The following is a 20,910-nucleotide window of genomic DNA, read 5'->3' as shown; positions in this document are numbered from 1 at the left end:
AGTCCATCTGATATGATGGACTCAATACTGTTTTATCTGGAGGGGATTTTTTTATGGCAAGAAAAGGACAATCATTTCAAAAATATACAGAAGAACTAAAGCGAGAAGCAGTTCGTCTTCGATTAGAAGAGAGAAAATCATTGCGAGAAATTCGTGAACAACTCGGTGTGAAGAGCGATGCCCAGATTATTGAGTGGGTAAAACGTGCGCAACAGGGGGAGTCCTTTGATGATCAACGTGGTGTCTGGAATCGAAAGAATTTTAATAGTCTAGAAGAAGAAAATGCTTATTTGAAGGCACAGGTTGAGTATTTAAAAAAGCGCAATCCAAATCTACATGGGAAGGAATGGTCCTAAAGAAAGAACGATTTTCTCTTATCGATTCATTACGCCAAGCCTATCCACTCCGATGGTTGCTTCAAATCGCGGAAGTTTCTAAGGCTGGCTACTATAAATGGCGGAAATATCATAACGTGCAGCGTTTACGTCAGAAAAGGGATAGGTGGCATAAAGAACATATTTTATCTATTCATCGTCAGCACCCTTACTATGGGTATAAACGTATGACTCGTGCTTTGGCTCGAGAAGGAATGGTAATGAATCATAAACGTGTTCGTCGTCTTATGAGAGAGCTGGGTATTCAATCTATCATTCGAAAAAAACGTCCGTTTTATGGAAGAAAAACATCTGTGGTATTTAAAAATCATTTGAATCGAGAGTTTCAAGCTGAAAAGCAAAACCAAAAATTCGTAACAGATATTACTTATGTACGAATCGGAGAACAATTTGCCTATTTGTCAGCTGTGTTAGATCTATACAACAATGAAATTGTTGCCTGGAAGCTATCTTCAAGAAATGATTTAGATTTGGTTTTAACTACATTACGTCAATTAGAAGGGAAGTCATTAACTACTAAGCCCCTTTTCCATTCAGATCAAGGGTTTCAATATACATCTAAATCCTACGCAAAACAGTTAGAGAAATTAGGATTTGTCGGTAGTCATTCTAGACGTGGAAACTGTTTTGATAATGCGTGTATCGAATCATTCTTCTCACATTTAAAAACAGAGAAGTTGTATTTAGTGCGCCCAAAAACATATGAAATGGCCTACCGAGCAATTCAAGAATATATTCAGTTTTATAATACAGAAAGATTCCAAGAAAAACTTCACGGCCTTTCCCCGATAGAATATCGGGAAAAGGCCGTGGCATAATACTCTTTTTATTACTGTCTACTTGACAGGGAGATGACCATCTTCCTTTTTAAAAATGCATGTAAGTACTATTTATAGATGTCACCACGATTTCCAATGGCTTGTATGTATATGTCTTTCTCATCATGATTTATTTCAAATAAAATTCGAAAGGTTCCAACCCGTAATCGATATAGATCTGTGTAACCCTTCATACTTTTAATATCTCCTTCAGGAGGGATTTCAAGAAGCCCCTTCAATCCTTCAGCAATTCTTTTTTGTATTCCTTTTTCTTGCTTTGCAATAAATTTCACCGCGGACTTATGGTAAATCAATTTGTAGTCCGAATTCACGTTTTGCGTCCTCCCCTGATACATATCCTTCTTCACTATTTAGTTGTTCTATTTCTTGTGTAGACAATGGTTCATGATCTGAATCCGCCATATCAATTTTTTCCCAATCGTTAGGTTTCTTTTTTGAGCGTTGAACAAGAAATTCTAAAAAATCAAACGCTGCTTTTTCATCTTGTCGGTCAAGACGATCTATCAATTGATACAACTCATCTTTACGAATAGCCATGTGGTGCACCTACCTTCAGTTTTATTTTGAATGTCCACTAATTAATATTAGTGGACATGAAGTGTGGGAAAATAAATGTTTGATGTCCGCTAATATAAATTGATAAGATTAAAATAGCATGTCCGCTAATGTAAGTCAATAAAAGAGGAGGTATTTATGCATTCTATTAAAACAATTTCTATACAAGCAACATCTTTGATTTCCGATTTTATTTCTAGCTTATCTCAAGAAGGAGATTTGCATACAAAAACACTAAAAGAATATACGAGTGATTTAAAAGATTTTGTATTTTGGTTTGAAAATGTGTGGGGAAAACATGCTGAGGATACTCTTTTTCATCCAATAGAAGTTACCGCTCGCACTATCGCTCGATATCGAGAGCATATGCAAGTTACAAGATTACTAAAACCTTCTACGATTAACCGGCGCATTAATTCAATCAAACGTTATTTTGACTGGGCTAAGCAAAAAGGACTGGTACAAACAAATTATTCAAAATCAATTAAGTTTGTACCAACAGAAAAAACGAGTCCCAAACGCATGTCAGATAAAGAAGAAGCCACTTTAATGCATGCCGTTGAAAAATACGGCACACTACGTGACAGGACAATGATTATTTTTATGCTTCATACTGGCCTTCGTTCAATGGAAGTTTGTGATGTTCAAATAGAGGATGTTATCATGAAAAAAAGAGGCGGCTATGTTGTTGTTCGATCTGGAAAACGAAATAAACAGAGGGAAGTGCCTTTGAATAGTACAGCTCGTTGTGCACTAGAAGAACATATCAGATTAAGTGAGATTTCACAGAGTTATTTGTTTCCTTCTTCTAAAACAGGAAAACGCCTACAAGAAAGAGCGATCCGCCATATTCTTCAGAAGTATATTAGACTTGCAAAGTTAGAAGGATTTAGTGCCCATGATTTAAGGCATCGCTTTGGTTATGTGATGGCTGAACGCACACCATTACATCGTCTTGCACAAATTATGGGACACGATAACTTGAATACCACGATGATTTATGTAAGAGCTACACAAGAAGACTTACAGGGAGAAGTAGAAAAAATTGCCTGGCACTAAAGAATGCACATCATCCTATTCATTTGGTCATGTGATACAAACTAAGAATTGTAACAGGAGGAACAAGGGTTATGCCTGTAGATTTTTTAACACCTGAACAAGAAGAAAAATATGGTTGTTTTTGTGTCCCCCCCAACATCAGAGCAGTTAGCAAAATATTTTGGGTTAGATGATACAGACAAAGAACTGATATGGAATCGTCGTGGAGAGCATAATCAACTTGGTTTCGCTGTTCAATTAGGAACCGTTAGGTTCTTAGGAACATTTTTATCTGATCCTACAAATGTACCACAATCGGTTATTACATATATGGCAAATCAACTTCATCTAGATGCTCAAAGCTTTTCTCGTTATCGAAATAAACGAAGTCAATGGGAAACCAACTATGTTAGGGCGAGCAATTGGAGAATTGGGGAGCCTCTTTAAAACACGTTATTTACTCTTATATTTACATGATGAAAATTATCGTCTTAAAATTTTAAATCAACTCAATAGAGGAGCAGCAAGGCATAGTTTAGCGAGGGCTGTATTTTACGGCAAACATGGAGAACTTCATCAACCCTATCGAGAAGGACAAGAAGAGCAATTAGGCGCATTAGGTTTAGTAGTAAATGCAATTATTGTATGGAATACACGATATATAGAATCTGCGTTACAAGTACTCCGAAATCGCGGTTATACAATTGATAATGATGATATATCTAGACTTTCACCATTAAGCCATAAACGCATTAACATAGTAGGTCGGTATTCATTTGTTCTCCCAGAAGAAGTAAAAGATGGGCAATTACGTACATTAACATATGAAGAAACAAACAAAAAGGAACCTAATTCTTTATACGAATAGGTTCCTAATATCCGCTAATGCTTGTTGCGTGATTTTGTTCCATTGCTACACATATCCCATATATTATAGTTTCTTGATAGTAAAACTATCATGTATATAAATGAACCAGTTCCTAAACCTGTATGCAGTCGATTTTTTAGTTTCAATAAAGTCTTTCCCTTCTTTTTTTATGATTTTAAGATAAGGTTATTTAATTTTGATTGTATATAAAATGTGTAGAATATTCCTCCAAAAAATAAGCCTACAGATAGTCCACTTATGGCAGAATAAATTATATTAAACGAAATATTTTTATAATATGATGAACAAATTCTTAAAGTTACATTTAAGAGATATTTTACAAAGAAATTAATCAATATAATTATTAATGGAAGGTAACATTTCTTCCTGAATGTAACCGTCTCTTGCTTGAATAAAATTTGATATTTTGCATATAACAAATAGCAAATCAAAATGCCTGGAAGAATGAAAATCGTATAGCTTATTAAACAATATCCTAAGTAAGAAAATTTAGTGATAATTTTATCTATCCCCATATCATAAAGATCCTGGGAACAAGGAACATTTTAGATAAATTAATTGGTCTTTCTTGAGAAATAGCAATACCCCTTTTTATTAAAATGAATAATAATATCCATACCCATAATGGAGTTCTTATAAATATTTCTTTAATCATAGTATACATTGTATATCTCCTTTTTTTTATTAATATTTACATCAAAGGAGATATAAAGAAATGCTTTTAAACATAAGTAGTTATTGGGAATGTTTTTTTTATGAAGAAACATATTTTCTTGACACAAATACTTTTTCTTTTTCGTCTTAAGATACTAACCGAAAAACTTATCAAAACCCTTATAAATTAACAATGATTTACTTTATGTTTTTTACTGTTACGGATTAAAAAAGTTACAAAATGATTAGTATGTGGGCAAATTGTGGGCAGCCCCATTATTAGAAAGTCACTTATGTATGATGTATTCCTACAAGGTTAAATTTTAATAATAAAAAGTACAGCGTATATGTACAGTGCGACCCACACTATATATACCATTCACCTGACACAACCAGGTAAACACTGGCCATACTCTCATGAATTATTGTACATCATGTAGGGTTTCTTTAGCAACGTTTACCAAATTATTGGTGACGTTGCTTTTTGTTTATACAAAGGAGCTCTTAGTCTATGAAAAAGACAATCAATGTTATCGCAACGAAAGAAACCTTCCACAACCTTTCTACATTCAAAGAAGTAGAAGAACTAAACAAACCTATACGTGCATACAGAGATAATATCCGTATGTCCATTAAGCGTACCGACGTACAATTTAAACTCATTACATTACTTGAAATTTTAAAACGCCACAGCTGTAAATATGTAAGTGTTAGTTTCCTATGCAAAAATTCAATTGCTGACATAATGGAAGTTTCATATAAAACTGTACAACGTTTAATGAAGAATCTTGACCTGGTCAAGAAAAACTGGAACATGAAATAGATTATGCAATTGATTTTGAATACTGATACGGAGTCATTCCATTTAATGATGAGTGCGGACGAATGGAATGGTAATACATATAAATAAATTCAGCTACTAACTGAGTTACTTGAGCGAGAGAAATCAGTTTTTCTCCATGCAAACATTCACGTTTAAAGATGCTAAAAAATGATTCGATCACAGCGTTATCCCAACAGTTCCCCTTGCGGGACATACTTTGTTGAATCTTTTGTTGCTTACAAAAATCAGTAACTGTATAACTGGCAAACTGGGATCCTTGATCACTATGAAATAAAATCTTTTTGTGACTTCCATAAACATTTTTAACTTGCTGAATTGTGTCCTTTACTAATTGCGCATCTTGGTGAGTATCCAAAGAGTAACCAAGCACCCGCCGGGTGCTAATGTCTAATGCAGCACAAAAATACACTTTCAATCCATTTACTAAACGAAATTCTGTAATATCACATACAACTGTTGGAACGTCTTTCTTACCAGGTTTAAAGGAGCGCTCTAGTACATTTGGGAATGTATAATGGTCTTGCTTTCTTTTTTTATAATACGTGACAACTTTTGACTTTAATCCAGCTCGACATAAAGCTTGTCTTACTTGAGATAAGCTCACCATAACATCTCTATTTATAAGATAACGGTACAGTTTTCGATACCCCATTCTACCTTTTAAACGTTTAAATTGCATGACAATATAAGCCGCTGTCTTTTTACGTTGTTTCTGACCTTCAGTGGCTTTACGATGAAAATAGTCGTAAAAACCACTCGCAGACACTTGTAATCGATAGCAAAGCCAGCGCACTCCAAATATGTGGTGATATTGTTTGATAAACTGAAAACGTGTTAGTTTTGGTTTTTGGCAAAGAAGGTTGCCGCCTTTTTTAAAAATTCATTTTCCTTTTTTAATGCCTGGATTTCTCTTCGTAAAGAACGTAGTTCTGCCATATCAGTTCCCTTACTATCTAAAAGTGGAGAAGAATATTTTTTTATCCATGAATTAAGAGTCCCATGTCCTAGATCAAATTCTCTTTGAATACTGGAAATTGTACGCCCTTCTTTGATTACCAATTCAACACATTGTTTTTTAAATGTTTCATCATACTGTTTTTTCATCTGAAACACCTCTTATATAGAATAATTTATCTCTATACTGTGTTCCAGTTTTACTGTACCACCTCAAAATGAATAAAAGTAACGAACAGAAAAAGGGCGCTCATAAGAGCGTTTTTTCTGTTTGTAGAATTCTAAACATATTTTATTTTTCAATATACATAGAAAGTATAATTGTACATGTATATGGGTGTCCTGTTTTATTTATTCCTTTCACATCAATTATAAGATTGTATATATCCGATTGCTCTATATGCTGTAACGTAGCAGATAAAATATTTGTATCTACTTGTCGAAATCCATCAGATTATGAACTCAGTGTAGCTGTCCAATGAACAACGCGAATCATAATAGAGACCACCTCCGCTTCAACAGTTTTTTATCAAAAGATGGGATTTTTAATTTTGCTTTATTAGCGGGTATTTTCAAATGGAAAGGTGCTTATTGTTGATACCGTACCATCATTAAATAGGCATCTTTACCTTCCGTGTTCATACGTATCTGCCAGTCTCCCACTTTCATACTTTTTAGTTGAAACATATGAATGAAAACCCCTTTAAAAAGATATTATGACCCTTTGTTACTAATGTATCTTGTTTATTATAAACCTTCCCTGATGAGGAAATAAGTTGTATCTCTACCTGTTTACTCGTTATTAAAATTAATACGGTTCCTGTTTTTAACGTATCTACAGAAAACATTGTGCCATTTTCTTAATGGGGAATCAGTTCTACACCTAAAATCGTTTGGTTTTCTGTCGTTCCTAACTCTGTATAGGGCTCACTCATAGAAGGAAAGGAAGATGTTGACTGCACTTCCTTTCCGAATGGAATCATGGTCTAATGTAACATCAGAAAAAAGGTGGATAGCGTACGGCATAAGTAAAAAGCAAAAGCTTGATAGCCATTATTAATGTTTTTGAGGTTTTACCTAATATTGAAATCATTCAAGCCAATGGACACGATTCACAGTTTACACATAGTGATTATAATCCTATGAGTACTGTGTTTACGGGGATTCAAATCCATTGGAATTACATTAAAGGCTCAAACGAATCAATTGGAAAAAATGAGGTTTGTAGCAGTTGTTGATTCAGGTGTTCAGAGCACACATCCTAATTTAAAGATAAGATAAACCTCGGTTATGATTATGTACGAAATAATATGGTTGATGTTTAAATAATGTAATTCCTTTTACGTCGAAAAAGAGAAGTCTGGAATGTAAATTTCCCTTTTTTGACTCACATATACACATACTTTTACTTTTTGAACAATTTTGTCAGACTACGGAAAACATTGTAGTTTTTTATATAAAGAAAATAACAGGAATAAACAGAGTATTTCACGTATATCTTAAAATGGTGATAACAACCCAAAAAATTCCATTTACACAAAAAAATATGTTTATAATACCAATAAAACATATAAAGTTCTGAGTTTCTTCACCGTCTCGAAAAGAGAGTATGCTATATCAAATCCATTTTTATAGGGGGGTATTTTATGAATTCATTACAAGAACAATCCATTATTCCTTATAATGTACTGGTAAGCCCGCCAAGGGGCACTGCAGGGAGTCAATTTGGTGATTTTGAGGACCTTATTACTTCCCTAAAAGAAGCATGGGTGGAATTTCAAAAAACAGGTAGTGACAAATTATTAACAACGGTTCTACAGAACGGATTCTCAGCAGCGAGTGGGGGAAGCTTCAATTATCTAGCAGTTTTACAAGCTGGTATAGGAATATTAGGAACAGTTTTAGGCGCTGAAATTCCTGGCGTTGCTGTTGCAGCACCAATTCTCAGCATGGTGATTGGTTGGTTGTGGCCACACAGTAGTAAAGATGATACTCAACAATTGATTAATTTGATTGATGCAGAAATTCAAAAACAGTTGAATCAAGCCTTATCTAATCAGGATAAAAATAATTGGCAGGGGTATTTGAATGCTATTTTTACATTAGCGAGCGAGGCAGCGGACACCGTAGTCGATGCGCAGTTTACTGGCGTACAAGGAGATCAAAACAGACAACCAAGACAACCAAGCCCTTCAGATTATGTAAATGTTTATAATGAACTTGTTGCGGCTAATTCCGCTTTTATTATCGCCCTAAGTCAAATGGTCACTGGAAATTTTGACACGCTTGCGATACCTTTCTTTGTTATAGGAGCAACTGTACAATTATCAACGTATCAATCTTTTATCCAGTTTGCAAATAAATGGATTAATGTAGTGTACCCAGATCAAACACAAGGTGATGGGCTTACACAAAAACAAAATCTAGTTAGAATAAAAGGAATCATGCGGACAGCTATTCATGACAACACACAAAAAGTGTTTGATGCTTTTAAATCGGGGATGCCTTCATTAGGATCTGATAAAGCTTCGATCAATGCCTACAATGTATATATTCGAGGAATGTTGTTAAACGGCTTAGATATGGTTGCAACATGGCCTTCCATGTATCCTGATGATTATACTTCTCAAACAGAATTAGAACAAACACGTGTTATTTTTTCAGATATGGTTGGACAGGATCAAATCAATAATGGGACTACGACTATTCATAATATTTTTGATAGCAATGGTTATCAACATCAACCCATCAACCTGAATGATATCTCGTATTTTCCAGGAGAATTACAGTACATTCGAACGAAAACATACAACCCTAATAATGCTTGTTACCCCTATGGACTTTATTTAGATTATACAAATAATAAGACGTACCGCTACGGGGATAATGATCCGGGAAATAACACCAGCTGGGATCATCGTGCGATTGCCCCTGTCCAGACAATTAATGCGATTACTCAAAATACTCGTTATGTAGATGCGGAAAGCTTATCGACAGAAAATGCTGACTTAGCAGGTTGTGCTACACCTGGTTATTGTAATGCTGCGACGTGTACACCGGGAAGCTATTGTGTAAATGGAAGTTCTGGATATGCAGCGAGTTGTAATACTCCGTTACCGAATCAAAAAATAAATGCACTATACCCTTTTACACAAACAAATGTGTCGGGAGCATCTGGGAAATTAGGAGTAATGGCGAGTTTCGTTCCCTATGGTCTAAGTCCAAACAATGTTTTTGGTACAATCGATCCTGATACACTAAATATCGTTGGAAAAGGGTTTCCGGCAGAAAAGGGATTTCTTACGAATGGGAACCGTCCTGTAGTGGTAAGAGAATGGGTGAATGGTGCGAATGCTGTAAACCTTACTCCGGGAAATACTTTGTTGATAACAGCAACAAACTTAACAGCGGGAAAATATAAAGTTCGTGTACGTTATGCAAACGCTGGTACAACTACTGCATCTTTAACGCAAAGTGTAGTAGCAAATGGTGGCCAGATTCAAGGTGGTGGATGGGGATTTAAAAGTACTACAGATGCCAATATACAAGCAAACTTCCCAAATCAAGTATATGTATCGGGACAACAAGGAAATTATGTAGTCCAAGACATCTCATGGCCTACAGGTGGCGGATCTGGTGATCCTCTTACTTTACCTTCAGGAAATGTGGTAGTAGCACTTACCTTACAGCCACAGGAAACAAACACACAAGTATTTATCGATCGCATTGAGTTGATTCCATTTTTGGATCCGGATGCATTTACTCTTAGTCCTTTACAAACTAAAACTATTTGGAGCGGAGAGTTACAGTATAAATCATATGTAGCCGGTAGTTCTTCTACGGATCAGATACCTCCTGAAATACAGCCACTACAAGTGTGGTATGTAAGACAAGGGCAATGGATAGCAAATCGAGTATTGAACCAGGGATACGCAGACCCATCAGGATTTGATGCAATCATATTATATAATAATCCTCATGATTATAGTTTAACAATAACAGGTAGTGCAAAAGCCTATTTAGGTACGGACCAGCCACCTACTAACTAATGTTTCAGACTTTGAATTTCGACATTCCTAGCAAATGATATTTGGGTGATTTTCAATTTTTTACACACTCTCGAAAGCAGCGTGCTAATATTATATCTATTTAATAGATTCAAAATAAGTATAGAGGAGTGATGATATGGTGGTAAATATGAATCAAGTTGCTTCGTCGATCGTAACTACATCTAACGATGTGGCCCAAGTTCGTACAATGACACAAAGTCTTTTTTCGACCGATAATCCGAATCAACTAGCTCCCGGTGTGACCGATTACTGGATTGATTATGTGCATCAACAAGTTCAATCTCTACCAAATAGTTATGCAATAGAAAAACGGGAATTAAATACACAAGTGAATCAGGCAAAACGTCTGAGTAAATCACAAAATGTATTGCGCAGTGGGAGTTTTACAGGTGAAGGGTGGCAACTTGGACGCAAGGTGTTCATCTCATCAGGAGACTCACAATACGCGGGGCAGCAACTGGTGTTACCTCCTTCTTCCCTTGTATATCCATCTTATGCCTATCAGACTGTACCGGAATCAGTATTAAAACCGTATACACGTTATTATCTATCCGTTTTTGTCTTACAAGCGGATTCTCTACAAATTATGGCTTCCCGCTATGGAAATGAAGTCAATCAAGTCGTGAATGTAGCCTATTCTACGTCTCTGCCAACTTCTGTAGAAGGTGTTAACAGTAGTCCAAACTTCTTTCAATATCCAATTGATGTAGGTGCATTACATCCAGAAGCGAATATAGGCATTACAGTTGGTTTTACCGTACCGTCGAATGGATTCGCAAAAATAAGTCAAGTTTCCTTGACAGAGGGACGCCCACTAACTGCGGCAGAAATAAGAAAAGCACAAAACCAAGAGGAACAATGGCTACAACCCTATTTGGCGCAACAGGCACAAATCACTGCGGGTTTACAGCAGGCTACAAATCAATTAAATGCCATGTACGATTCATCCAATTGGAGCGGAACGATCGGACCAAACGTAAGTTATACCGATATAGAGAACTTAACAGCACTTCAAAACAGTGCTCCTCAAGAAGGATCTATGCCAGGTATACCAATGCAAGATCGATATGCACAACAAAAAGCAGCAATCTATCAAGCCGCTCTTCGCGCTTGGAATCAACTACAAGCACGGAATATTGTTCAAAATGGTTTGTTTCTTCAACAAGCACAAAACTGGAATATAGCCGGTACAGTGAGTTTCCCACAAGACAGTAATCGGAAACCTGTCTTGACATTATCGAATTGGGATAGCACAGTTACTCAAATCATTACCTTACCAAGTGAGGGCGGCAACACAGAGTATCGTGTTCGCGTTCGTGCCAAAGGACAAGGAACGATTTCCATTGTGCCACCAGGAAATCAAAGACATATGTTATTCTTCACCCAACCTACTTTTATGACCCAAGAATTCTATTTCTATCCAGATGCGAATACGAGCCAAGTGGATTTGATTATTCAATCAGAGGGTGCAGAGTTTACGGTAGATTGGGTAGAAGTACAAGAAATGATATATGAAGAAATCACACCACATAGTGTTTCAGGTGGAGATACAGTAATAAATACCATTGGGGTTGCTACTCCACTCGCACAACCAGGAGCATCTATAATGGCAACGGACTCTTCTCTAGGAGCACAGACAAACGTATCTGCGAATAACGCGAATTGTCAGTGCGGGCAACCTTCAAATAATATGAAGTCGCCTTGCCAATGTAAATAATCTGTTGTATTTTGGCTGTTTTACTCCAGAGAGAAAGGGCCTGATAAAAGAGCACTCCTATGTGCCATAGGAGCAAATTAGCCCATAAAAACGGAGTTGGAGGTATATGGTATTACCCCCTATAGGTAGACAGTAAAAAAAGAGTCCATCTGATATGATGGACTCAATACTGTTTTATCTGGAGGGGATTTTTTTATGGCAAGAAAAGGACAATCATTTCAAAAATATACAGAAGAACTAAAGCGAGAAGCAGTTCGTCTTCGATTAGAAGAGAGAAAATCATTGCGAGAAATTCGTGAACAACTCGGTGTGAAGAGCGATGCCCAGATTATTGAGTGGGTAAAACGTGCGCAACAGGGGGAGTCCTTTGATGATCAACGTGGTGTCTGGAATCGAAAGAATTTTAATAGTCTAGAAGAAGAAAATGCTTATTTGAAGGCACAGGTTGAGTATTTAAAAAAGCGCAATCCAAATCTACATGGGAAGGAATGGTCCTAAAGAAAGAACGATTTTCTCTTATCGATTCATTACGCCAAGCCTATCCACTCCGATGGTTGCTTCAAATCGCGGAAGTTTCTAAGGCTGGCTACTATAAATGGCGGAAATATCATAACGTGCAGCGTTTACGTCAGAAAAGGGATAGGTGGCATAAAGAACATATTTTATCTATTCATCGTCAGCACCCTTACTATGGGTATAAACGTATGACTCGTGCTTTGGCTCGAGAAGGAATGGTAATGAATCATAAACGTGTTCGTCGTCTTATGAGAGAGCTGGGTATTCAATCTATCATTCGAAAAAAACGTCCGTTTTATGGAAGAAAAACATCTGTGGTATTTAAAAATCATTTGAATCGAGAGTTTCAAGCTGAAAAGCAAAACCAAAAATTCGTAACAGATATTACTTATGTACGAATCGGAGAACAATTTGCCTATTTGTCAGCTGTGTTAGATCTATACAACAATGAAATTGTTGCCTGGAAGCTATCTTCAAGAAATGATTTAGATTTGGTTTTAACTACATTACGTCAATTAGAAGGGAAGTCATTAACTACTAAGCCCCTTTTCCATTCAGATCAAGGGTTTCAATATACATCTAAATCCTACGCAAAACAGTTAGAGAAATTAGGATTTGTCGGTAGTCATTCTAGACGTGGAAACTGTTTTGATAATGCGTGTATCGAATCATTCTTCTCACATTTAAAAACAGAGAAGTTGTATTTAGTGCGCCCAAAAACATATGAAATGGCCTACCGAGCAATTCAAGAATATATTCAGTTTTATAATACAGAAAGATTCCAAGAAAAACTTCACGGCCTTTCCCCGATAGAATATCGGGAAAAGGCCGTGGCATAATACTCTTTTTATTACTGTCTACTTGACAGGGAGATGACCAGGCTGACTCTTTTTTTATGATTCTCACATTCTATCTTTCTCTTGAAAGTAAGCAATGTTGTCTCGAAGCCACTTTCGCTCTGACATAAATAAATTCCCTCGTTTTTTGTACACTTTATCAAATGTCTTTAAAACTTCTTCACGATCAACAAACTTATGTAAAAAACGAACACTATCGTTTTTATGATAAATATAAGGAATAATTTTATTTGTACTACTTACTACTGGTAATGTATAAATATTACTAAGCAATTCACTTAACAAAGTCGTACTGTCTTCATATTCCAAACAATCTATAAGATAATCTGCAATACAAATTTCTTTCGTATTAATAGCAAGTTTCGTCATTAAATAATAAATATCTTTCTTCATAGATACCTTTTTTGCTTTGCTTAACTTCCCCTGTAAATAAGGAAAAATTAATAAGTCATTTAACGCTTTTGCTTCATCATACGCACGATGCCATATATCTGTCTCTTCATCAGCTATCCGCCTTAATAAATCATCTATATACCCTTCCATCTCCTTCTCTCCCGTCTAAATTAAATCTATCTCTTTGCATTCTATATACGAGAGATTACTATTTCAACAGAAAAAAGAGGATGTCATAGCATCCTCTCCTGCCCTACCCTATTCCACACAAGTAAACTGTGTCCAAGCTCCTACATAATCTAGTAAGAATAACTCTTCTTCTGCAATTGTACCGACAATATTTTTCCGTTCATCTATCGGCATTTCTTTTAGAATGATTTGAAGTTCACCTTTATACTTACCAAATGAGTTGTTTCCAATTACAACTTGCCCTCTTTCCTGTAATACACTTTCGCGCACTGGGAAGTCATAGTCTTTATACTTTTTACGTACTTCTGTAGAACGCACCATATATTCTGTTATGTCGCCGCGTCTTACATGTAATTCTTGCAGTGTCGCTTTCTTCTCTACTTCAGTCGCTTCGTCTACAAAGTTTACCTTTAGCTGTAACATGTAACGATTTAAGTTTCCTAGTTTCTCTAACTCTTCTTCACTCGCATAGGCATTTCCGATAATAACGTCATCAATAAGCCCTGTCGCCCATAAGTGTTTCGCTTGTACTTCAATCGGCAAGTTACGATGCTCTTCTAGCGTACATAATCCGTCATTAATATCCCATGGACCGATGTTAGCTGCATGTGACGTAATAAATGCTGCCGTGCGAATACCGTGTTTTTTAAAGCGTTCACTACAGCGAATGAAATAATCATACGGAAGACCAGTGAATTTTTGCGGATAAAAGTTATGGCAACCAATTAAAGCTGGTTTATTTGCCTGATGCGAAAGGATATTTTCTAAGTATGCAATATCGTTACTTACGTTCAGTTCAATTTTTAAGCCGTACGGATTATTCGTCATTTTCGCTTCTGTTAAACCGTCGAAACCTAAATCTAAACGGATACCATCTGCACCTAACTCTGCAAAGAATGATAGATCGCTATAGCTAATACCAAGTTGATCAAATACCGCCGGAGCTACATCTAAAATAACTTCCATATTATTATCTTTTGCATGATTAATAATTTCTTTAAATTCAGCTACAATTTCTTCTTTCGGACGATTCACAGATAATAGACATGTGAATATTCTTGAAAAACCGTGGCGTGCCGCTGCCAAAATGTATGCCATATCTTTTTCTTTCGTTGAATGTTCTGGATAAAGTGAAATTCCTAATTTACGCTCCATGCTTTTGCATCTCCTTCACACGTTGTATTAATGCTATGCTCGTAAATCTATATTTTGCAGATAAACAAGTTGCACATAAAATCGTTGGTACAATAATTACGTACGGTGATTGCAATCCTAACATTACATATGCACCCATTGAACAACCGATAAATAAAACTGATATTAGTAGTAACACTAATAAAGATTTACTTTGTACCCATTTCGAATAATGGGCAATACACTGTCCGACCACGAATGTAATTAAGATGATAATTGCTCCGAGCATTCTGTTTTCTCCTCTCCTGCTAATTGTTGTTTCTCATACATTTTGAAGAATGGATAGTAAATAACGAATGAGATAACAAAGTTAACAAGTACAAGTACACCAGCCATAATTGTCCAGTCCGTACTAATCACCGCTGCAATCGGTGCTAACATCGTAAATGGCAGTTTCGCCATCATAAGTGGAATCATACCTGAAACAACTGCGAAATATGATACTGTCGTTGTCACTAACGGTGTAATAACGAACGGAATAATTAAGATTGGGTTCATTACAATTGGTGCCCCGAAATTAATTGGTTCGTTAATATTGAATAAACCTGGTACGAATGATAATCTCCCTAACTCTTTTAGGAACTTAGATTTAGAGAACATAAACATAATGACTAAAGCTAACGTTGAACCTGATCCGCCAATCCATACGAACCATTGAATGAATTGCTCTGTAAATAAGTTTGGTAACTGATGTGCATTTCCTGTAGCCGTGAACACTTCCATATTTTCAAGAATTGCTGAATCCCACATTGGACGAATAATCGGTCCTAAAATCGCAGGGCCATGTATACCGAATGACCAGAAGAACACGATTAAGAATACTGTTAATAAACCGCCGAATAAATTATTTCCTACTAATACTGATTTTAATGGTGCGATTAAATATGTAATTGTTGTATTTACATCAAATTTCAAACCGTAGCGAATGCCCCAGAATAAAAGAATAACTGCTAATGTTGGAATTAATGCTGCAAACGAATTTGAAACTGCTGGTGGTACACTATCTGGTAATTTAATCGAGATATTATGCTTAATCATAAAATGATAAATTTCTACTGCAATTAAAGCTGTAACGATTGCGCCGAATAAAGACGTTGCACTTAATGTTCCTATTGAAATGTATCTACCTGCATCAATAACACCTGGTACAGCTTTCGTAATTTGAATTGGTTCAACTGATACTAGTAAAAAGGCGAGTACAGATAATAACCCTGCACTTAACTGATTGAGCTGATAAAAGTTCGCGAGCGAAGCCCCTACACCAAACGCTGCGTATAATGCCATTAGTCCTACTGTAAATCGGAATGGAATATCTAAAATATGGCGAAACGGTGCGATCCATTCCATATATGCATCAATTGGTAAATTTAAAAAGATGACGAAAAATGATCCGACGATCGTTAACGGTAATGTAGAAATAACCCCATTTCGAATTGCTAATAAATGTCGTTGTCCTGCAATTTTTTGCGTTGTTGGCATAATCTTTTGTTCCATAAAACTCATAAACCCATTCATCAATAGCCCTCCTCTTCCTCTCTACTATAAAAGAATGAAATAAACTTTATAACATTATAATGTTTATATTTAAAAAGATATAATTATGCTAAAACTAATTGTTCCGCTTGCTTAAGCACTTTCAAACCATCACACATTCCATAATCTCGTTGGTCTATGATCGCAACTGGTATATTGTATGAATTTGCAAGAAACTCTACAGCTGGAAATAAATATTTCACCTGTGGGCCAATTAAAACGACATCGGCTTCCTTAATTTCAAGCTTCACTAGTTCTGAATCAACTGCCTTAATTTTATAATTCTTCCCCTGTTTCTTTGCCTCTTCTTGCATTTTTCTTACGACCATACTCGTTGACATACCTGCTGCACAACATAATAAAATGTACATCTTATACTGTCACTTTCTCTTCTACTCGTTTATGAAGAGCAATAAATTCTTCAGCCAGTTCTTTTACTGTAATTGCATTCATTAAATGATCTTGCGCATGCACTAACAGTAAACTGATTTCTGCATGATTTCCTCTTGCCTCTTCTTGAATTAAATCCGTTTGAATGCGATGAGCTGATGAAATTTCCTCACTAGCAAGTTTCATCTTTTCACTGGCATTCCCGAAATCTCCTTGTCTTGCAAAAGCAATTGCTTCAAGCGCCGCACTTCTCGCATTGCCACCATGTAAAATTAATGCAAATGGAGTTTGCATATCAGCCATTTTAAATTCCCCCAAGCTATATGTTTTTATCTTATTATGAAAACGCATACAATTAAACATAAAAAACTTCCGTTATGTAACGGAAGTTTTTATATACTTTTTCAAAATGATAATAAAATCTCTTGAAAATCTTCAATTAACTCGGTCTGAGTAAGTTTCTCTATCGTAGTTTGACTAGACATAATATCATATAAAAAATCATAAAGCCTTTGCAAATCTTCATTATTATTGCGCTTTACACTAAATAAAATAATTACTTGTACTTTTTTATCTCCCCAATCAACAGCCTTTTCAAGTGTGCAAAACATCAAAAAAGTTTCCTCACTTAATAACTGCATCGGATGCGGGATTGCAACTGAATTCCCAACCGCTGTCGGAGACGTATTTTCTCTTTCCATAACAGAAGCATAAAAGTTTTTTGGTACATAGCGTTTCTCAGCAGCTTTCTCACATAAAAACTGAATAACATCCTCTTTCGTAGAAGCACTATGATTTAAAAAGATTAAATCTTCCTTAATATAAGGCTGCACACTAGTATTCACATGCGTAAACAATCGCTGACCAATCGATTTAATCTCTTTATCATCAAATATTGAATTCACTTTTATAACTGGAACAGGCAAGCCACTCGGTATATGAATCGTACTAATAATACAATCTATTTTTTCTTTATAAAGATCTTCTACTTTCAATTGATAATAGCCTGTAATACCTACAATCTCTAATTTATCTCGGAACTGTGATAAAATTTTATATTTTAATAGTTGTGCACTTCCTTGACCAGTCGCACAAACTAATAAGCATCTTTTCTTTTGATTCTGCTCCTGCAAACGGCTCATCGCTCCGCCGAAGTGAATTGCAATATAACCAATTTCACTTTCAGGAATCGATTCACCCATATATTCACCAATGATATCTCCAACAAGAACCGCAACTTCAAAAGCATACGGATAATTCTTTTTCACTTCTGCCAAAAGAGGATTCCTCGTATTTAACTTATACTTCAAACGATTTAATAACGTTTTTAAATGAATACCAAATCCAAATAATAATTCTTCATCATAATAAAAAATAAGATTCCGTTCTTCCGCTACTTTAAAAAGAATATGTTGCATAAATGCATATATATCTTTCCCTAATAGCTCTTCTACATTTTCATAGCGACCTCTCGTTGTAACAGCAGTACTTAATAAATGCATCGTCACATATAATACTTCTTCTTCTGGAAATGAAAATTTTAACTCTTTCTCTAAATCTCCTAAAATCTGCTTCGCAATTGTATATTCTTTCTTTATTATAAGTTCTGATTGCTCCGCATGTAGTCCTTTCATATAATGTTGACTTTGACAACGCTTTAATGCAATTGCAATATGAATGACTAAATTATCAATTTCTATATCAGATAAATATATTGTTCCGCCTTCAATATACTTTAATATAATTGAACGAATGAGTGATATATGGGGTAGCGATAAATATGTCTCCGTCTGCTCAAATTGCTCATGAAACGGAGTATGGTCATAACGCGGGAAACCATATTGTGATAAACAAGAACGAATATTAAATTCCTCTCCAACAATACGTATACCATAATACGGTCTCTTCTCAATTTGTAATTTATAGCGACCACATATATCTGTAACATCTTTCATAATTAAATTGACCGTTGATTTGCTCACATACATCTCTTCCGCTAATTCTGAAAGCTTCACATATTCCTCTGTCATTAAAACACGCTGCAGAATGTACGCTATTCTTTCTTCATAAGAAGTTGGGATCTTTTCCGTCTGTTTTTGAAATAGACTCACACAAAAGTCTTCAAATTTCTTCTTTTGTATAATTTCTAATTCGTACCCATTCCCTCTTTGCGATTCGATTTTCGCTCCGTTTTCTTCCAATATATCATTTAATAATTTTATATCCTTTTGAATCGTCTTCGTTGATACATGTAAACGGCCCGCTAAAAAAGCTCGATTTAACATCGATTTCTCTTCTAAAAATTCCTCTAAAATAGAAATTAATCGCTGATGCACCTTTGTCATAGCTCTTCCTCTCGCTCTTTATATATAAAGGGGGAAACGCTGCTGAAATCAGTAGTTTTTCCCCTTTATATTCTCTCTATTTCTTTAATGTGAATCCGAATTTATCCCATGCTTGTAAATAGTCTAGTAAGAAAATCTCTTCTTCTACAATTCGACCAACTACATTTGTTTTTCCTGTATTCACCATATCTTTTAATGCAATTTGTAATTCACCTTTATACTGGCCATATTGCTCATTGTCAATTAATAAATCTCCACGCTTAATTTCGCGCGTATTATGAGGTTTAAACTCTTCTTTTTTATATTTCACACGACTTTGTGTAGAACGAATCATATATTCAGATACATCTCCTCGATAAAAATGTGGTTCGTCTAATACGATAATTCTTTCTAGTTCTGTCGTTGTATCATATAGTTCTATATCAAATGCTTGTTTTTCTTTATTTAATGCACTTAGTGCTTGTAATTCTTCTTCTGACGCATATGCGTTTGCAATAATAACATCATCAATTAATTCCGTCGCGAATAAATGCTTCGCCTGTGTTGTCATCGATAATTCACGATGCTGCTCTAATGTACATAACCCTTCTGTTACTGGCCAAGGTCCGTATGTTGCATCAAATGATGAAATAAAAGCAGCCGTTCTCATACCGTAATCTTTAAATTGTTTCGAGCATTTAATGAAATGATCGTATGATAACCCTGAATAACGATGCGGATAAAAATTATGACAACCAATTAAATTTTCACGATTTGGTCTATGACTCATAATGTTATCTACATACTTCGTACCATTACTCATATTAATCTCAATTTTCAAACCATACGGATTATAAGTCATAATTGATTCTTCTAATCCTGAGAAACCGACATCTAAACGAATACCGTACGCACCTAATTCATGGAAGAATGATAAATCATTATACGAAATACCTAATTGTTCAAAAACAGATGGACTAATATCAACTAATACTTGGAACCCTAATGCATTCGCATGAGAGATCGTTTCTTTAAATTCTTCTATAATTTTCTCTTTTTCTCCATCCACAGATAATAAACATGTGAACACACGTGTAAATCCATATTTACTTGCTAATGTTAAATACTCCTTATCTTTCTCTACTGTTGAATGTTCTGGATAAATAGAAATACCTAATCGTCTCATATGTACACGCCTCTTTCTTCATCATATTGTAAACCTTTTCAAATATATGTAGTGAAAAAGTATATATCCCCTTCTTGTTCACTACTCTTTTGAATCCGCTTTCTTTAAAGAAAAAATAATTTCTATCATTCTTAACACCTACAAGTCTATACATCTATACTTTACTTCTTTTTTTCATAGTTGTGTAGCTTTTACACAAATTTGTCAGTTTTTCATCTTAAAAATTGTTATCCGTTTTCAAGACACCTTCCTTGACTGTTTCATTGGCCAATACATATACTCGAAAGAAAAGAGATAAAGTGAAACTTTAATCAGTGAGGGGGGGGTTCATCCCCCACTGATTATTAGTTGAACCAATCGGGCATTTACGGGC

19 protein-coding genes and 2 pseudogenes are annotated in these 20,910 nt (G+C 35.4%); 8 read left to right on the top strand and 13 right to left on the bottom strand.

The annotated features are described in order from the left end of the window. Positions 1 to 53 precede the first annotated feature (53 nt). A protein-coding gene (locus F3I02_RS32130; RefSeq protein WP_196477519.1) for an IS3-like element ISBth8 family transposase occupies positions 54 to 1,213 on the top strand; the annotation gives its coding sequence in 2 pieces (ribosomal slippage) (positions 54 to 312 and positions 312 to 1,213; 1,161 coding nt in all). A 68-nt stretch (positions 1,214 to 1,281) separates the two neighbouring features. On the opposite strand, the gene F3I02_RS32125 is transcribed toward F3I02_RS32130, so the two are convergent. Further along, positions 1,282 to 1,545 carry a type II toxin-antitoxin system RelE family toxin gene (locus F3I02_RS32125; RefSeq protein ID WP_196478498.1) on the bottom strand — a complete coding sequence of 88 codons (264 nt, stop codon included), beginning with the start codon at positions 1,543 to 1,545 and terminating at the stop codon, positions 1,282 to 1,284. Further along, the gene (locus tag F3I02_RS32120; RefSeq protein WP_196478497.1) at positions 1,514 to 1,771 is read right to left on the bottom strand and encodes a hypothetical protein; all 258 of its coding nucleotides are present in this window, start codon (positions 1,769 to 1,771) and stop codon (positions 1,514 to 1,516) included. The genes F3I02_RS32125 and F3I02_RS32120 overlap by 32 nt, the downstream gene beginning before the upstream one ends. A 156-nt stretch (positions 1,772 to 1,927) precedes the next feature. Between F3I02_RS32120 and F3I02_RS32115 the strand changes: the two genes are divergently transcribed. From F3I02_RS32115 to F3I02_RS32100, 4 genes and pseudogenes are all read left to right on the top strand, one after another. Next, entirely contained in the window at positions 1,928 to 2,848 is a 921-nt protein-coding gene (locus F3I02_RS32115; RefSeq protein ID WP_196478496.1) for a tyrosine-type recombinase/integrase, read from the top strand. A 111-nt stretch (positions 2,849 to 2,959) separates the two neighbouring features. Then, complete coding sequence (locus F3I02_RS32110; RefSeq protein WP_196478495.1) at positions 2,960 to 3,274, top strand: DUF4158 domain-containing protein; 315 nt, start codon at positions 2,960 to 2,962, stop codon at positions 3,272 to 3,274. Beyond that, positions 3,216 to 3,695 (top strand): annotated as a pseudogene (locus F3I02_RS32105) (Tn3 family transposase); the annotation flags it as partial. The gene F3I02_RS32110 and the pseudogene F3I02_RS32105, both read left to right, overlap by 59 nt. A 1,186-nt stretch (positions 3,696 to 4,881) precedes the next feature. Beyond that, positions 4,882 to 5,160: pseudogene (locus tag F3I02_RS32100) on the top strand (hypothetical protein); the annotation flags it as partial. A 34-nt stretch (positions 5,161 to 5,194) separates the two neighbouring features. On the opposite strand, the gene F3I02_RS32095 reads toward F3I02_RS32100, so the two are convergent. The 3 genes from F3I02_RS32095 to F3I02_RS34560 form a co-directional block, all read right to left on the bottom strand. Further along, entirely contained in the window at positions 5,195 to 6,094 is a 900-nt protein-coding gene (locus F3I02_RS32095; protein WP_196477923.1) for an IS3 family transposase, read from the bottom strand. Beyond that, positions 6,049 to 6,318, bottom strand: coding sequence for a transposase (locus F3I02_RS32090; protein WP_230876755.1), 270 nt, complete (start codon positions 6,316 to 6,318; stop codon positions 6,049 to 6,051). Before F3I02_RS32090 ends, F3I02_RS32095 begins: the two co-directional genes overlap by 46 nt. Before the next feature lie 710 nt (positions 6,319 to 7,028). Continuing rightward, entirely contained in the window at positions 7,029 to 7,151 is a 123-nt protein-coding gene (locus F3I02_RS34560) for a hypothetical protein (protein ID WP_269061754.1), read from the bottom strand. 663 nt (positions 7,152 to 7,814) lie between these two features. Here F3I02_RS34560 and F3I02_RS32085 point away from each other — a divergent pair. The 3 genes from F3I02_RS32085 to F3I02_RS32075 all read left to right on the top strand — a co-directional run bounded on the left by F3I02_RS32085 (position 7,815) and on the right by F3I02_RS32075 (position 13,310). Continuing rightward, the gene (locus F3I02_RS32085) at positions 7,815 to 10,217 is read left to right on the top strand and encodes an insecticidal delta-endotoxin Cry8Ea1 family protein (protein WP_196477517.1); all 2,403 of its coding nucleotides are present in this window, start codon (positions 7,815 to 7,817) and stop codon (positions 10,215 to 10,217) included. A 136-nt stretch (positions 10,218 to 10,353) separates the two neighbouring features. Then, complete coding sequence (locus F3I02_RS32080; protein ID WP_196477518.1) at positions 10,354 to 11,955, top strand: hypothetical protein; 1,602 nt, start codon at positions 10,354 to 10,356, stop codon at positions 11,953 to 11,955. 195 nt (positions 11,956 to 12,150) lie between these two features. After that, positions 12,151 to 13,310, top strand: a protein-coding gene (locus F3I02_RS32075; protein WP_196477519.1) for an IS3-like element ISBth8 family transposase whose coding sequence is annotated in 2 segments (ribosomal slippage) — positions 12,151 to 12,409 and positions 12,409 to 13,310 — 1,161 coding nt in all. Because the reading frame shifts where the segments join, the coding sequence is not laid out codon by codon here. A gap of 63 nt (positions 13,311 to 13,373) precedes the next feature. Here F3I02_RS32075 and F3I02_RS32070 read toward each other — a convergent pair. From F3I02_RS32070 to F3I02_RS32035, 8 genes are all read right to left on the bottom strand, one after another. Further along, entirely contained in the window at positions 13,374 to 13,871 is a 498-nt protein-coding gene (locus tag F3I02_RS32070; RefSeq protein ID WP_196478785.1) for a hypothetical protein, read from the bottom strand. Positions 13,872 to 13,979: 108 nt separating this feature from the next. Continuing rightward, positions 13,980 to 15,065, bottom strand: coding sequence for a DUF871 domain-containing protein (locus tag F3I02_RS32065; protein ID WP_000440029.1), 1,086 nt, complete (start codon positions 15,063 to 15,065; stop codon positions 13,980 to 13,982). After that, on the bottom strand, positions 15,055 to 15,333 hold the full coding sequence (locus tag F3I02_RS32060; protein WP_196478784.1) for a hypothetical protein: 279 nt from the start codon (positions 15,331 to 15,333) through the stop codon (positions 15,055 to 15,057). Before F3I02_RS32060 ends, F3I02_RS32065 begins: the two co-directional genes overlap by 11 nt. Further along, positions 15,309 to 16,619 (bottom strand): PTS sugar transporter subunit IIC, encoded by a 1,311-nt coding sequence (locus F3I02_RS32055; protein ID WP_196478783.1) that lies wholly within the window; start codon positions 16,617 to 16,619, stop codon positions 15,309 to 15,311. Before F3I02_RS32055 ends, F3I02_RS32060 begins: the two co-directional genes overlap by 25 nt. 83 nt (positions 16,620 to 16,702) lie before the next feature. Continuing rightward, on the bottom strand, positions 16,703 to 17,008 hold the full coding sequence (locus F3I02_RS32050; RefSeq protein WP_000275642.1) for a PTS sugar transporter subunit IIB: 306 nt from the start codon (positions 17,006 to 17,008) through the stop codon (positions 16,703 to 16,705). Between the two features lies 1 nt (position 17,009). Beyond that, positions 17,010 to 17,330 carry a PTS lactose/cellobiose transporter subunit IIA gene (locus tag F3I02_RS32045; protein WP_000774633.1) on the bottom strand — a complete coding sequence of 107 codons (321 nt, stop codon included), beginning with the start codon at positions 17,328 to 17,330 and terminating at the stop codon, positions 17,010 to 17,012. Between the two features lie 101 nt (positions 17,331 to 17,431). Further along, complete coding sequence (locus tag F3I02_RS32040) at positions 17,432 to 19,372, bottom strand: BglG family transcription antiterminator (RefSeq protein WP_000169787.1); 1,941 nt, start codon at positions 19,370 to 19,372, stop codon at positions 17,432 to 17,434. 76 nt (positions 19,373 to 19,448) lie between these two features. Beyond that, entirely contained in the window at positions 19,449 to 20,537 is a 1,089-nt protein-coding gene (locus F3I02_RS32035) for a DUF871 domain-containing protein (RefSeq protein WP_001253356.1), read from the bottom strand. Positions 20,538 to 20,910: the final 373 nt, after the last annotated feature.

The organism is Bacillus sp. SRB3LM, from assembly GCF_015712745.1.
Lineage (GTDB): Bacteria > Bacillota > Bacilli > Bacillales > Bacillaceae_G > Bacillus_A > Bacillus_A thuringiensis_K.
The sequence above is the reverse complement of the archived record's forward strand: the minus strand, read 5'-3'. Positions and strand labels throughout refer to the sequence as shown.

Coding starts and splice junctions, on each gene's coding strand:
- F3I02_RS32120 (WP_196478497.1), bottom strand. CDS start 1,771: ATGGCTATTCGTAAAGATGAGTTGTATCAATTGATAGATCGTCTTGAC.
- F3I02_RS32115 (WP_196478496.1), top strand. CDS start 1,928: ATGCATTCTATTAAAACAATTTCTATACAAGCAACATCTTTGATTTCC.
- F3I02_RS32110 (WP_196478495.1), top strand. CDS start 2,960: ATGGTTGTTTTTGTGTCCCCCCCAACATCAGAGCAGTTAGCAAAATAT.
- F3I02_RS32090 (WP_230876755.1), bottom strand. CDS start 6,318: ATGAAAAAACAGTATGATGAAACATTTAAAAAACAATGTGTTGAATTG.
- F3I02_RS34560 (WP_269061754.1), bottom strand. CDS start 7,151: ATGATTCCATTCGGAAAGGAAGTGCAGTCAACATCTTCCTTTCCTTCT.
- F3I02_RS32085 (WP_196477517.1), top strand. CDS start 7,815: ATGAATTCATTACAAGAACAATCCATTATTCCTTATAATGTACTGGTA.
- F3I02_RS32080 (WP_196477518.1), top strand. CDS start 10,354: ATGGTGGTAAATATGAATCAAGTTGCTTCGTCGATCGTAACTACATCT.
- F3I02_RS32070 (WP_196478785.1), bottom strand. CDS start 13,871: ATGGAAGGGTATATAGATGATTTATTAAGGCGGATAGCTGATGAAGAG.
- F3I02_RS32065 (WP_000440029.1), bottom strand. CDS start 15,065: ATGGAGCGTAAATTAGGAATTTCACTTTATCCAGAACATTCAACGAAA.
- F3I02_RS32060 (WP_196478784.1), bottom strand. CDS start 15,333: ATGCTCGGAGCAATTATCATCTTAATTACATTCGTGGTCGGACAGTGT.
- F3I02_RS32055 (WP_196478783.1), bottom strand. CDS start 16,619: ATGAATGGGTTTATGAGTTTTATGGAACAAAAGATTATGCCAACAACG.
- F3I02_RS32050 (WP_000275642.1), bottom strand. CDS start 17,008: ATGTACATTTTATTATGTTGTGCAGCAGGTATGTCAACGAGTATGGTC.
- F3I02_RS32045 (WP_000774633.1), bottom strand. CDS start 17,330: ATGGCTGATATGCAAACTCCATTTGCATTAATTTTACATGGTGGCAAT.
- F3I02_RS32040 (WP_000169787.1), bottom strand. CDS start 19,372: ATGACAAAGGTGCATCAGCGATTAATTTCTATTTTAGAGGAATTTTTA.
- F3I02_RS32035 (WP_001253356.1), bottom strand. CDS start 20,537: ATGAGACGATTAGGTATTTCTATTTATCCAGAACATTCAACAGTAGAG.